General features: G+C 69.9%; 10 protein-coding genes. 5 read left to right on the forward strand and 5 right to left on the reverse strand.

Features of this window, described 5'->3' with window-relative positions; translation table 11 throughout:
* Positions 1–36: 36 nt before the first annotated feature.
* The 3 genes from BN948_RS11105 to tsaD form a co-directional block, all read right to left on the reverse strand.
* Positions 37–1,218 (reverse strand): pyridoxal phosphate-dependent aminotransferase, encoded by a 1,182-nt coding sequence (locus tag BN948_RS11105; RefSeq protein ID WP_009520167.1) that lies wholly within the window; start codon positions 1,216–1,218, stop codon positions 37–39.
* Between the two features lie 20 nt (positions 1,219–1,238).
* Entirely contained in the window at positions 1,239–2,525 is a 1,287-nt protein-coding gene (locus tag BN948_RS11110; protein ID WP_009520168.1) for a branched-chain amino acid ABC transporter substrate-binding protein, read from the reverse strand.
* Positions 2,526–2,658: 133 nt separating this feature from the next.
* Complete coding sequence (gene tsaD, locus BN948_RS11115; RefSeq protein ID WP_009520169.1) at positions 2,659–3,744, reverse strand: tRNA (adenosine(37)-N6)-threonylcarbamoyltransferase complex transferase subunit TsaD; 1,086 nt, start codon at positions 3,742–3,744, stop codon at positions 2,659–2,661.
* Positions 3,745–3,817: 73 nt separating this feature from the next.
* Here tsaD and BN948_RS11120 point away from each other — a divergent pair, with 73 nt between their 5' ends.
* The 5 genes from BN948_RS11120 to BN948_RS11140 all read left to right on the forward strand — a co-directional run bounded on the left by BN948_RS11120 (position 3,818) and on the right by BN948_RS11140 (position 9,792).
* Complete coding sequence (locus BN948_RS11120; RefSeq protein WP_009520170.1) at positions 3,818–5,074, forward strand: nitrate regulatory protein; 1,257 nt, start codon at positions 3,818–3,820, stop codon at positions 5,072–5,074.
* Between the two features lie 288 nt (positions 5,075–5,362).
* Complete coding sequence (locus BN948_RS11125) at positions 5,363–6,655, forward strand: CmpA/NrtA family ABC transporter substrate-binding protein (protein ID WP_009520171.1); 1,293 nt, start codon at positions 5,363–5,365, stop codon at positions 6,653–6,655.
* Positions 6,656–6,711: 56 nt separating this feature from the next.
* Positions 6,712–7,581, forward strand: coding sequence for a nitrate ABC transporter permease (gene ntrB / locus BN948_RS11130; RefSeq protein WP_009520172.1), 870 nt, complete (start codon positions 6,712–6,714; stop codon positions 7,579–7,581).
* Positions 7,582–7,610: 29 nt separating this feature from the next.
* On the forward strand, positions 7,611–8,456 hold the full coding sequence (locus tag BN948_RS11135) for an ABC transporter ATP-binding protein (RefSeq protein ID WP_009520173.1): 846 nt from the start codon (positions 7,611–7,613) through the stop codon (positions 8,454–8,456).
* Between the two features lie 109 nt (positions 8,457–8,565).
* A complete protein-coding gene (locus tag BN948_RS11140) occupies positions 8,566–9,792 on the forward strand; it encodes an MFS transporter (RefSeq protein WP_009520174.1) in 1,227 nt (408 codons plus the stop codon).
* Positions 9,793–9,808: 16 nt separating this feature from the next.
* Here BN948_RS11140 and BN948_RS11145 read toward each other — a convergent pair whose 3' ends face one another.
* Positions 9,809–10,798 (reverse strand): hypothetical protein, encoded by a 990-nt coding sequence (locus BN948_RS11145; protein ID WP_009520175.1) that lies wholly within the window; start codon positions 10,796–10,798, stop codon positions 9,809–9,811.
* A gap of 158 nt (positions 10,799–10,956) precedes the next feature.
* On the reverse strand, positions 10,957–12,699 hold the full coding sequence (locus tag BN948_RS11150) for a bifunctional protein-serine/threonine kinase/phosphatase (RefSeq protein ID WP_035621682.1): 1,743 nt from the start codon (positions 12,697–12,699) through the stop codon (positions 10,957–10,959).
* Between the last annotated feature and the right edge of the window lies 1 nt (position 12,700).

The raw sequence follows: 12,700 nt of genomic DNA on the forward strand, positions 1-12,700 counted from the left end.
AACCGCGCATTCTAGCCGAAGTGGCACCGAGGCTGGCTAGTTCTTGCCCTGCTTGTCCAGCCAGCCGCGCAGCCGCCGCACGCCCTCCTCCAGCCGCGCCACATCCTGGCTGGCGAAACACCAGCGCAGCCAGCCGGCCGCCTCGGGCGCGAAGGCGCTGCCCGGCGCCAGGCCCAGGCCAGCCTCGCGCACCAGGCGCTTGGCCACGTCCAGGCAATCGGCCTGCCCAGGCAGACGGAAGAAGGCGTACATGCCGGCACGCGGCGTGGCCAGTTCCACCCCAGGCAGGGCCTGCAGCAGCGGCACCAGGGTGTCGCGGCAGCGGCGCAGGTGAGCCACCAGGGCGGGCGTGACGGCGTCGCCGTGCGCGATGGCGGCGATGGCGCCGCGCTGCACGAACACCGGCGCGCAGGAGGTGTTGAACTCGATGAGCTTGCCCACCGCCTCGATGAGCGCGGCCGGCAACACCAGCCAGCCCAGACGCCAACCGGTCATGAGGAAACTCTTGGAAAAGCTGTGGGCGACGATGAGGCGGTCGTCGGGCTCAGCCACGTCCAGGAAGCTGGGTGCCGCGCCGTTCGAGGTATCACCTTCGAAATACAGGCGTTCGTAGACCTCGTCCGCCACGATCCAGGTGCCGGTGGCGCGGCAGTGGGCCAGGATGGCGCGCTGCTGGTCGGCCGCGAGCGTGAAGCCGGTGGGGTTGGCCGGCGCGTTGATGATCAGCGCCCGCGTGGCCGGCGTGACGGCCTGGCGCAGCGCGTGGAGGTCCAGCGTCCAGGCGCCGCCGCGCGGCACCAGCGACACACTGCGCACACGCGCGCCCAGGATCTGCGGCTGCGCCACCAGGTTGGGCCAGGCCGGCGTGAGCACCACCACCTCGTCGCCCGCGTTCACCAGGGCCTGCGCCGCCAGCATGAGGCCATTGACGCCGCCCGAGGTGACCGCGATTCGGCCGAACCAGTGCGCAGGGCCGCGCCCCGGGTGAAGCCGCTCGGTGTAACCGGCGATGGCCTCGCGCAGCTCGGGCAGGCCCAGGTTATGCGCGTAGAAGGTCTCGCCGGCCTGCAGCGAGGCGATGGCCGCCTGGCGGATCGGCTCGGGCGTCACCTCGTCGCTTTCGCCGAACCAGAACTTGAGCACGCCCTCGCGGCCGATGCCCTCGTTGGCAACCTCCCGAATGCGCGAGCCTTCCAGGCCCGCCACCACCTTACGCATGCGCTGGCTCCGTCTTCAATTCAGAAGCGGGGCATGCTACAGGCGTGCGGCAGCTCCGCCTGCTGTGGGGTCAGGCTGCGGATCACGCGGAAACCGTAGCCCGAGCCCTCGACGTCGAACTTCACGCCGGGCGTGCCCTGGCGGTCCATCACGGCCACGGCCAGGCTCTGCTGGAACTGGTGGTCGGCACCGCGCATGCGCCCACGTTGGCCCGCCAGGCCCACATCGGCCTTTTCCAGTTGGGTGGCGACGGCACCCGCCTCCACCGTGCCCGCGCGCTCGATGGCTTGCGCCAGTGCCTCGATCATGAGCTGCATGCGCATGTGCACGTAGTCCTCCTCGGGCTTGGGGAAGCGCTCGCGGAAGGTTTTGTAAAAGGCCTCGCTCTCGGCCGTGGGCACGTTCGGGAACCAGTCGGCCACGGCCACCACCTTGCCGATGCCGGCGTCGCCGAGGGCCGCTGGCGCGCCCAGGGCGTTGCCGTAGAAGGTGTAGAAGCGGCCGTCGAAGCCGACCTCGCGCGCGGCCTTCACCAGCAGGGTGAGGTCGTTGCCCCAGTTGCCCGTGAGCACGGCCTGCGCGCCACTGGCCTTGATCTTGGTGGCGTACGGCAGGAAATCCTTGATACGCGCCATGGGGTGAAGCTCGTCGCCGACGATCTTCACGTCGGGCCGCTGGGCACCGAGCTGGCGGCGCGCCTCGCGCAGCACGCCCTGGCCGAAGCTGTAGTCCTGGCCGATGAGGTAAATGCGCTCCAGCGCCTTGTCCTCGCGCAGCACGCTCATGAGCGCGGTCATGCGCATGTCGGCGTGGGCGTCGAAGCGGAAGTGCCAGGGGCTGCACTTCTCGTTGGTGAGCACCGGGTCCACCGCCGAGTAGTTGAGGAAGAGCTGGCGGCGCTGCGGCTCGCGCTCGTTGTGCTTGTTGATGGCCTCGATGATGGCGCTGGCCGCCGCAGAAGAGTTGCCCTGGGCCACGATGGTGATGCCGCGATCGTTGGCCAGGCGCAGGGAGGCCAGCGCCTCTTCCGCCTGGTTCTTGCTGTCGAAGCGCTCGATGAGCAGGGGCCGCGCGCCACCGGGCAGCTTGACGCCGCCGCGCGCATTGACCCGCTCGGTGGCCCACAGCAGGTTGCGGAACACCGCCTCGCCGGTGTTGGCGAAGGGGCCGGACAGGCCTTCGATCATGGCGATGCGGATGGGCTCGCCGCGCGGCGCGGGGGCCTGGGCCTGGCCGGGCGACACGACGGCAAGGGACAAGACGGCAGCGGCCAGCGTGGCCAGCCCGCGACGGGAAATCAGGGTCATGAACAACTCCGTGGTGAAACTGCGGGCCGTCGAAAGGAGGATGCGGCCCGTCACTGTCGCCTGCGCGACAGATAAGTACTCTAATTCATAATTATCCCGATCACCTGCCGCTGATCCGTCGGTCATGCGAAGCTCAGAACAGCGGAGCCAGATCGGCCAGCGGCCAGCGCGGGGCCACGTCGAAGCGGCCGGCGCCCACGTCGGCGGCCAACAGGCCCGCCTGGGCGCGCAGGCCGGCGGCCAGGGCGATCATGGCGCCGTTGTCGGTGCACAGCGCCAGCTCGGGGTAGTGCACGCGCAGGCCACGCTCAGCGGCGGCCTGGTTCAACTGGGCGCGCAGGTGGGTGTTGGCGCCCACGCCACCGGCCACCACCAGGCGGCGCAGGCCCGTGGCCTTCAATGCCGCCAGCGACTTCTTCACCAGCACCTCCACAATGGCCGCCTGCGCGCCGGCGGCCACGTCAGCCTTCTCCCGCTCGCTCAGCGGATCGGCCAGCCGGCTGGTGGCCGGGCCTTCGGGGGCGGCGCGCGCCAGGCGCTTCACCTGGGTCAGCACAGCCGTCTTGAGGCCGGCGAAGGAGAAATCCAGGTCACCGCTGTGCAGCATCGGCCGGGGGAATTTGTAGGCGGCGGCGTCGCCCTGCTCCGCCAACCGCGCCAGCGCCGGCCCGCCCGGGTAGCCCAGGCCCAGCAGCTTGGCCGATTTGTCGAAGGCCTCCCCGGCCGCGTCGTCGATGGTTTCGCCCAGCAGCTCGTAACGCCCCACCCCGTCCACGCGCATGAGCTGCGTGTGCCCGCCCGACACCAGCAAGGCCACGAAGGGGAATTCGGGCGGGTCGGCGCTCAGGAAGGGCGACAGCAGGTGCCCTTCCAGGTGATGGATACCGTGCACCGGCTTGCCCAACGCTACGCCCAGCGCGTGCGCCACGCCCGTGCCCACCAGCAGCGCGCCGGCCAGGCCGGGGCCGCGGGTGCAGGCGATGGCGTCGACGTCGGCCAGCGCGAGTCCGGCCTGCGCCAGCACCGCGTCGGTCAGCGGCAGCACACGGCGGATGTGATCGCGGCTGGCCAGTTCGGGCACCACGCCGCCGTAGGCCTGGTGCATCTCGATCTGGCTGTGCAGCGCGTGACCGAGCAGGCGCGGCACGCCCTCGCTGCCCGCGTCCACGAGGGCCACACCGGTTTCGTCACAGGAGGATTCGATGCCGAGGATGCGCATGAGGGGCGGGAGTTTAAGCGCGGCACGTTTGTTGCTCCGCCCTTGTGGAGATACGCCATCGGATAGGTGAAAGATGAAAACGGGCCTGGACTTCCTGCTGGCCGCCAAGCGCTGCGAGATCGATGGCCTGCAACGCCTGGCCTTTACCGCCACCCTGGTGGACGTGACCGCGCGGCTGGTGCACGGCCTGCAGCGTGAGCGGGGCTTGACGAACCTGTACCTGGGCTCGCAGGGTCGCAGCTTCGCCGAGGCGCGCGCGGCGCAGGTGGCGGCCTCGCGCCAGGTGGAGGCCGAGTGGCGCGCGCAGTTCGAGCGCGTGGACGCCGGGACCGCGCAGGCTGGGCACGGCGCGCGCCTGTTCAGCCGCATCGCCTACGTGCTGCAAGGTCTGGACGGCCTGGATGCGCTGCGCGCCCAGCTCGACGACCGGGCCTGGGACACCGCCCGCGCCACCGAGGCCTACGTGCACCTGGTGGCCGCGCTGCTGGCGGTGGTGTTCGAGGCCGCCGACAGCGCCAGCGACCCCGAGGTCTCGCGCCGTCTGGTGGCGCTGTTCAACTTCATGCAGGGCAAGGAGTTCGCGGGCCAGGAGCGCGCCGCCGGTGCGGCCCTGTTCGCGCAGGGCCAGGCCGACGCGGCCGGCCAGCAGCGCCTGCTGCACCTGATCGAATCGCAGGAGCGCTGCCTGGAGCTGTTCGAGAGCTTCGCGCCCACCTCCGCCCGCGCCCTGTGGACAGCCCCACACACCAGCGCGCCCCTGGCCGAGCTGGAGCGTCTGCGCCGCGTGCTCTACACCGCCACCCACGGCGCCGCGCTCAAGCCCGAGTTGAGCCAGACCTGGTTCGACGTCTGCAGCGCCCGCATGGACGCCATGAAGCTGGTGGAGGACCGGCTCACCGCTGACCTGCGCGCCCTGTGCGGCGAGAAGATCGCGCACGCCCAGGCCGAACTGGCCACCTACGGCGCCCTGGCCGCCCAGCCCGCGCCCGACCCCCTGAGCTTCTACCTGGCACCGGCCGACGCCAGCGCCGCCGCGCCCCCTGTGGGCGCACAGGGCTTCGGCCTGCCGCTGGACCGCTCGGTGCTGGAACTGGTGCACGACCAGGCGCGCCGCCTGCAAGCCATGGCCGACGAACTGGAGGCCGTGCGCGCCAGTCTCAACGAACGCCGCATCGTCGAGCGCGCCAAGGGCCTGCTCATGGCGCACCGCCAACTCAGCGAGCCGGAGGCGCACAAAACCCTGCGCCAGATGGCCATGAACCAGAACCGGCGACTGGTGGACGTGGCCGAGGCGCTGCTGAGCATGGCCGAGGTACTTCCACCCCGGTGAACACGCACTGCTGCGGTGCACAAGAATCGATCGAACGCACCAAGCGCGCGCCGGCCAGCCTCGATACTTCTTTATAAATCAATTACTTAGAAAATCACCTCTTGCTGGCACGCTCTCTGCTTCATGAGAGCAGAACAGCCCGCGGCCAACGGCGGCCGTGAGCTGAGCAGTCTCCCCAGACACGGACAACGGCGTCCATTTCCTTCCCGCGCGTCGCGGGCCTGGAAATGGGCGCCGTTGTGCTTTTGGGGTTCCGGTTTGTCATTCGCCTCACAGGAGTCCACGACCATGCCTTCGACCCCTCTGTCCCGCCGCCACCTGATCCAGCGGGCCGGCGCCCTCGGTTCCGTCGCCCTCGCCGGCAGCCTGCTCGGCACCCGCGCGCAAGCCGCCACCGCACTGGAAACCAAGGCCGCCAAGCTCGGCTTCATCGCCCTCACCGACGCCGCGCCCCTGTTCGTGGCCGATGAGAAGGGCTTCTTCAAGAAGCACGGCATGACCGAGGTGGAGGTGCTCAAGCAATCGTCCTGGGGCACCACGCGCGACAACCTCGTGCTCGGCTCGGCCAAGGGCGGCATCGACGGCGGGCACATCCTCACGCCCATGCCCTACCTCATCACCACCGGCGCGGTCACGCCCAACAACGTGCCGGTGCCCATGAACATCCTGGCGCGCCTGAACCTGGGCGGCCAGGGCATCTCGGTGGGCGCCGAATACGCCAACCTGAAGGTGGGCACGGACACCAAGGCCTTCGGCAAGGCCCTGGCGGCCAAGCGCGGCAGCGGCAAGGCGGTCAACGCCGCCATGACCTTCCCCGGTGGCACGCACGACCTGTGGATCCGCTACTGGCTGGCCGCCGGCGGCGTGGACCCGAACAAGGACATCTCCACCATCGTGGTGCCGCCCGCGCAGATGGTGGCCAACATGAAGGTCGGCAGCATGGACACCTTCTGCGTCTGCGAGCCCTGGAACCGCCAGCTCATCAACCAGAAGATCGGCTACACGGCCATCACCACCAGCGAACTCTGGATGAACCACCCGGAGAAGGCCTTCGCCATGCGCGCCGACTACGTGCAGGCCAACCCCAACGCCACGCAGGCGCTGATCAAGGCCGTGATGGAAGCGCAGATGTGGTGCGAGGACCCGGCCAACCGCGCCGAGGTGGCCGAGATCTGCTCGCGCCGGCGCTGGATCAACGCCCCCGTGGCCGACGTGATCGACCGCGTCAAGGGCGACTTCGACTACGGCACCGGCCGCGTCGAGATGAACAGCAAGTTCCAGATGCGCTTCTGGAAAGACCAGGCCAGCTACCCCTTCCAGAGCCACGACCTGTGGTTCCTGACCGAGAACATGCGCTGGGGCTACCTGCCCACCAGCCTGGACACCAAGGCCCTCATCGCCAAGGTGAACCGCGAAGACCTGTGGCGCGCCGCCGCCAAGGACCTGGGCGTGGCCGCCAAGGACATCCCCACGTCCACCTCGCGCGGCGTGGAGACCTTCTTCGATGGCAAGGTCTTCGACCCGGCCAACCCGAAGAAGTACCTCGACAGCCTGGCCATCAAGACCGTCAAGGCCGCCTGAACGCGCGCCCCGCCCGCGCCGAGCCCGCAATTCCCCGTAGACCAGGAGTCCCCGCGATGAACACCACCACGGAAACCCTCGAGCCGATCCGGCTGGCCACGCCCGCCGCACCCCCGGCCGCCCTGCCCAACTGGATCAAGGCCGCCGCGCGCGGCTTCATGACGCACGTGCTGCCGCCGCTGGTGATCATCGGCCTGCTGCTGGTCATCTGGGAGCTGCTGGGCTCGCGCCCGGGCGCGGCGCTGCCGCCACCGAGCAAGGTGGTGCAAGACACCTGGGAGCTCATCGTGAGCCCCTTCTACGACAACGGCGGCAACGACGTGGGTCTGGCCTGGCAGATGCTCGCCAGCCTCAAGCGCGTGGCCTACGGCTACACGCTGGCGGTGATCGCCGGCGTCAGCCTGGGGGTGCTGGTGGGGCAGTCCACCTGGGCGCTGCGCGGGCTCGACCCGCTGTTCCAGGTGCTGCGCACCGTGCCGCCGCTGGCCTGGCTGCCGATCTCCCTGGCCGGCTTCCGCGACGGCCACCCCTCGGCCATCTTCGTCATCTTCATCACCGCCATCTGGCCGATCATCATCAACACCTCCATCGGCATTCGCAACATCCCCGACGACTACCGCAACGTCGCGCGCGTGATCCGGCTCAACGGCGTGGAGTACTTCGGCAAGATCATGCTGCCCGCCGCCGCGCCCTTCATCTTCTCGGGGCTGCGCATCGGCGTGGGCCTGTCCTGGCTGGCCATCGTCGCGGCCGAGATGCTGATCGGCGGCGTGGGCATCGGCTTCTTCATCTGGGACGCCTGGAACAGCTCGCGCATCAGCGACATCATCCTCGCGCTCTTCTGCGTCGGCATCGTCGGCTTCCTGCTCGACCGCATCGTCGCCTTCATCGGCCACCTCGTCACGCGCGGCACCGCCGCGAGCTGATCCCGTCTTCGCAACACAGGAGCCCCACCATGAGCGACAACGCCTACCTCAGCATCAGCGGCGTGGACATGACCTTCACCAAGGGCCGCACCGTCAACCCCGTGCTGCGCCACATCAACCTGGACGTGAAGCGCGGCGAGTTCATCTCCCTCATTGGCCACTCGGGCTGCGGCAAGTCCACGGTGCTCAACATCGTGGCCGGCCTGCTCAAGGCCAGCGCGGGCGGCGTCATCGTCGACGGCCGCGAGGTGAACGAACCCGGCCCCGACCGCGCGCTGGTGTTCCAGAACCACTCGCTGCTGCCCTGGCTCACGGTCTACCAGAACGTGGAACTGGCGGTGGACAAAACCTTCCGTGGCGTGAAGACCAAGGCCGAGCGCAAGGACTGGATCCTGCACAACCTGGAGATGGTGAGCATGGGCCACGCCCTGCACCGCCTGCCCTCCGAAATCTCGGGCGGCATGAAGCAGCGCGTGGGCATCGCGCGCGCGCTGGCCATGGAGCCCAAGGTGCTGCTGCTCGACGAGCCCTTCGGCGCGCTGGACGCGCTGACCCGCGCGCACCTGCAGGACGAGGTGATGCGCATCCAGACGGAGCTGCACAACACGGTGATGATGATCACGCACGACGTGGACGAAGCCGTGCTGCTGAGCGACCGCATCGTGATGATGACCAACGGCCCCTCGGCCACCATCGGCGAGATCCTCGACGTCGAACTCGAGCGCCCGCGCGACCGCCTGGCCCTGTCGGACGACGCGCGCTACAACCACTACCGCCACGAGGTGCTGAGCTTCCTGCACGAGAAGCAGCGCAAAGTGGAGCCGATGGCACGCAGCGCCCGCGCGAGCAAGGCGCCGGAGGCCCTGAGCGCCTGAGGGCGCAACACACACGCCATCGGGCGCACCCCGGCGGTGCGCCCCAGCTTGGCGCGGTTCTTGCACCAATGCGGGAGCCTTCTCCCCCGTTGATTTCAAGGACTGCACCATGGCGGCACAGCCCGGCCACTTCCGACAATTCCTCAATGCCGGCCACGCCCCGACCCTGGGCGCGGCCTTTTTCTACTTCGCCTTCTCCTGCGCCATCTGGGTGCTCAACGGCTCCATGGCGCCGTTCATTTCCGAGGCCTACAACCTCACCCCCACGCAGAAGGGTTTGATGCTCTCCGTGCCCATCTTCGCGGGCGCGCTGATGCGTTTTCCCCTGGGCGTGCTGGCCCAGTACGTGGGGCGCAAGAACGCCACGCTGGTCGAGATGGGCGGCATCGCCATCGCGATGCTGTTCGGCTACTTCTTCGTCGAATCCTTCAACGACCTGCTCGCCATGGGCGTGCTGCTGGGCATCGCGGGCGCCAGCTTCGGCGTGGCGCTCTCGCTCGGCTCGGGCTCCTTCCCACCGCGCTACAAGGGCCTGGCCATGGGCCTGGTGGGTGCGGGCAACGTGGGCACGGCCGTGTCGGCCCTGCTGGCGCCACCGCTGGCCCAGGCCTTCGGCTGGCAGACGGTCTACGGCATCGCCGCCATCGGCGTCTTGCTGCCCGTGGTGGTCATGGTCGTCTGCGCGCAGGAGCCACCCGACCGCGCCGCGCACGCCAGCTTTCGCGATCACATCGCCTGCCTGTTCGAAAAGGACGGCTGGGCCTTCAGCCTGATCTACGCCGTCACCTTCGGCGGCTTCATCGGCCTCACCACCTTCCTGCCCAGCTACTTCTACGACCAGTTCGGCGTGAGCAAGGTGCAGGCGGGCCAACTCACCATGCTGGCGGCCTTCATGGGTGCGGCGCTGCGCGTCTTCGGCGGCTGGATCTCCGACCACTGGGGCGGCGTGAACACGCTCACCGGCGTGCTGCTGGTCGTCACGGTCACGCTGGTGCTCTGTGGCTTCGCCCAGCAATCGCTCACGGCCACCATGCTGCTGTTCCTGCTGTGCTTCGCGGCGCTGGGCGCGGGCAACGGCGCGCTGTTCCAGTTGGTGCCCTTGCGCTGGCCGCTCACCACCGCCGTGGCCGGCTCCATGATCGGCGAGATCGGTGCCCTGGGCGGCGGCCTCATCCCCAACGCCATGGGTCTGAGCAAGCAGCACAGCGGCGACTACCTCTGGGGCTTCGTCAGCTTCGCGGCCTGCTCCGCGGCCATGCTGCTGATGCTGCGCGTGATGCAGATCCGCTGGACGCGGACCTGGGCGGAGAAAGGCGGGCGGGCGCGCAGCGCCTGAACGCCGGTCCGCGCGCTCAGTGCACCGCCGCACTCATGGCGCGCACCGCCTCCGCTCTCGCCGGCACGGCGTACGCGAGCGGCGCCAATGCGGCCTGGATGCGCGCCATCTGCGCCGCGCTGACCAATCCGCCCAGCAGCGCCTGGAAGCGCGGCTCCAGCGTGCCCGAGACGATGTACTGCCAACGGTAGGCCTTCAGCAGCGTGGCGTGCACCGCCTCCACGCGCTCGTCGTCGCGCGTCGCGCCGGTGATGTCCAGAAAGTACGCCGCGTCGGCCGCGGCTTGCGCCTGCAGGATGCCGTCCACGCCACCGACCAGCGCGATCAGGTCGTCCACCGCCGCGTCGCGCTCGGCGTCGGAGACAAGCCGCGCGTCCTCGCGCTCCCACTCCAGCTCATCGATGATGGCGTGCTGCGACTCCTCGCGCCAATGGAACAGGAACACGTCCTTGAACAGCGGCGACAGGCCCTCGGCACCCGCGATGCTGGCCCGGTAGTGCGCCTGCGAGAACAGCTCGATGTGGCAGGTGAGCGCCAGCACGGCCCAGGTGCTCTTGCCCAGCACGAAGGCGGCCACGTCGTTGGGCGACACGTCGAAGCGGTAGCCGGGCGGCATGCCAGCCGCCACCAGGCGCTCGATGCGGCGGAACAGTTCCTGGTGCTTCAGCTCCTCGTCGGTGAAGCGCACGATGGCCTCCAGCGCGGTCTGGTCGCCCAGCCAGTGGTCGCGGCTGACTTCGAGCATCTTGGCGCCGATGAAGCGCTCGACGAGGCCGAACATGTTGGCGTAGGTGCGGCCCTGCACCTGGCTCAGGAAACGGTGCTCGGCCGGGCTCAGGAAGCCCAACTCGTCGGCCAGCGACAGGCCGTCGGGCAGGAATGTGTGGGTCAGGTCGAAGGTGCGCTCGCGGATCACGTCGCGATCGATGTCCCAGCGGATGCGCTTGGAGACCTCGATGGTCTTGGCGTAGCGCGGGGTGTCGGTGGCAATGGCGGTGGTGGGCATGGCGTGTCCTTTCGGGTGGGCTGGTGTCGGATCGACGGGGACACAGCATTCACCGTGGTGGGACCGCGCGCGCGGGACGTGCGTCCCGCTCAGCCCGATGAGGGGACGTCCTTGGCGCGCGGGTGCGGGACACGCGTCCCGGCCGAGCGCGACCGCGCTCACCTCGGCAAAAACAGCAACCAGACCACCAGGATCAGGTTGAACACCAGGCTCACGCCCGCCAGCAGCTTCCAGCGCATCGCCGGGTCGCGCCGCAGCAGCGGTGACGCCGGCGGCGCGTTCAAGGGCCGTGACGCCCCGCGCTCCAGCGCGAGCAGGAACTCCTCCGCCGTCTCGAAGCGCAAGGCGCGATCCCGCGCCACGGCCTTGAGCACCACGTGGTCGAGCCAGATCGGTACCTCCGGGTTGTGGCGGCTCGGCGCCACGGGGTCGCGGTGGTAGCGGCCCATCTGGTAAGGCAGCACCTCGCCATACGGCAGCCGCCCGGTGAGCAACTGGTACAGCGTGACGCCGAGCGCGAACAGGTCGCTGCCAGCGTCAGGCGCGGCGGGCTCGGCCTCGCCAGGGCCGAGCTGAAAACCCCACTGCTCAGGGTTGATGAAGCTTGGCGTGCCCGCGTGCAGCGCGCGCGTGGCGGCCGGCTCGCGGCCCGACAGCGCCACGCCCAGGTCGAGCACGCGCAGCAGGCCGTCGTCGCCCTGGTGCAGGTTGGCGGGCTTGATGTCACGGTGCACCACGCCCTGGCGGTGCAGGCGACCCAACACGCGCAGCGCCTGCATGGCAAGGGCCACCGCTTTGGTGGGCCCGGGGCGCTCACCGCGGTCGATCTGCTGCTGCAAGGTCTCGCCTGCGTGCCAGTCGTACAGCAGGTAGAAGGCGGTGCGCTCGCCACCGCCCGGCAGCCACGGGTGCAGGGCCACCAGGTGTTCGGCCACGCGCGATGAGGCCATGCGCGCGGCCAGCCACCCCTCGTGCGCGAGCGTGGCGCGTTCGTCGGCGTCGTGCGCGCGCGAGGGGTGCAGCGTCTTGAGCGCGTACAGGCGCTGCGTGCCGGGGTCGCGCACCTGGTAGAGGCGGTTGACGCCGTTGTCGGCCACCAGCGCGGTCACCACCAGGCCATCGATGGCGGCGCCCACCGCCAACTTGGGAGGCACCGGCAAGGCCTGGGCCTGGCGCTGCGCGTCCTGCAGCGTGGCTTCCAGCAGGCCGCGCACGCGCACCACCAGCGCGGTCACGTTGTCGTCGCTGCCGGCGGCCAGCGCCGCCTCCACCACGGTCTCGGCGGCGGCGCGCGCCTCGCGGCCGGCCAGGCATTCGCGCAGGCGCCGGTCGGGCAGGCTGCCGTGCACGCCGTCGGTGAGCAGCAGGAAGGTGTCGCCCACCTGCAGGTCGCCCTGCTGGTAGTCCACCACCACGTGGTCCTCCAGGCCGACGGCGCGCAGCAGGCGGTGGCGCAGGTCCGGATGCGGCACCACGTGGTCGTGGCTGAGCTGCGTGAGCTCGCCCTCACGCAGCAGGTAGCAGCGGCTGTCGCCCACGTGCGCCAACGTGTACGACTGGCCGCGCAACACCAGCGCGGTGAGCGTGGTGAGCCCCATGGCCGGCGCGCGGCGGCGGTTCATGCCGGCCAGCCAGGCGTTCTGCGCGGCGATCACGCGGTCCAGCGCCACGGTGGTGTCCCAGGTCTCGGGCGTGCCGTGGTAGTCACGCAGCACGCTGGTGACGGTGGTCTGCGCGGCCTCGCGGCCCAGGCCGCCGGCGCTCACGCCATCGGCCACGGCGACGACGCTGCCGCGCGCCTCCTGGCCGGGAGGCGGCAACTGCGCGCCGCAGAAGTCCTCGTTCACCGGGCATCGGCCGGCGCGGCACCAGAAGCCGATGTCGAGGTCGATGCCGGCCATG

Origin of the sequence: Hydrogenophaga intermedia (genome assembly GCF_000723405.1) — a bacterium.
Classification (GTDB): domain Bacteria; phylum Pseudomonadota; class Gammaproteobacteria; order Burkholderiales; family Burkholderiaceae_C; genus Hydrogenophaga; species Hydrogenophaga intermedia.

Bases quoted from the DNA above. Each gene is read 5' to 3' on its own strand.
- tsaD (WP_009520169.1), bottom strand. From the start codon at position 3,744: ATGCGCATCCTCGGCATCGAATCCTCCTGTGACGAAACCGGTGTGGCC.
- BN948_RS11140 (WP_009520174.1), top strand. From the start codon at position 8,566: ATGGCGGCACAGCCCGGCCACTTCCGACAATTCCTCAATGCCGGCCAC.
- BN948_RS11150 (WP_035621682.1), bottom strand. From the start codon at position 12,699: ATGGCCGGCATCGACCTCGACATCGGCTTCTGGTGCCGCGCCGGCCGA.
- BN948_RS11105 (WP_009520167.1), bottom strand. From the start codon at position 1,218: ATGCGTAAGGTGGTGGCGGGCCTGGAAGGCTCGCGCATTCGGGAGGTT.
- BN948_RS11110 (WP_009520168.1), bottom strand. From the start codon at position 2,525: ATGACCCTGATTTCCCGTCGCGGGCTGGCCACGCTGGCCGCTGCCGTC.
- ntrB (WP_009520172.1), top strand. From the start codon at position 6,712: ATGAACACCACCACGGAAACCCTCGAGCCGATCCGGCTGGCCACGCCC.
- BN948_RS11135 (WP_009520173.1), top strand. From the start codon at position 7,611: ATGAGCGACAACGCCTACCTCAGCATCAGCGGCGTGGACATGACCTTC.
- BN948_RS11120 (WP_009520170.1), top strand. From the start codon at position 3,818: ATGAAAACGGGCCTGGACTTCCTGCTGGCCGCCAAGCGCTGCGAGATC.
- BN948_RS11125 (WP_009520171.1), top strand. From the start codon at position 5,363: ATGCCTTCGACCCCTCTGTCCCGCCGCCACCTGATCCAGCGGGCCGGC.
- BN948_RS11145 (WP_009520175.1), bottom strand. From the start codon at position 10,798: ATGCCCACCACCGCCATTGCCACCGACACCCCGCGCTACGCCAAGACC.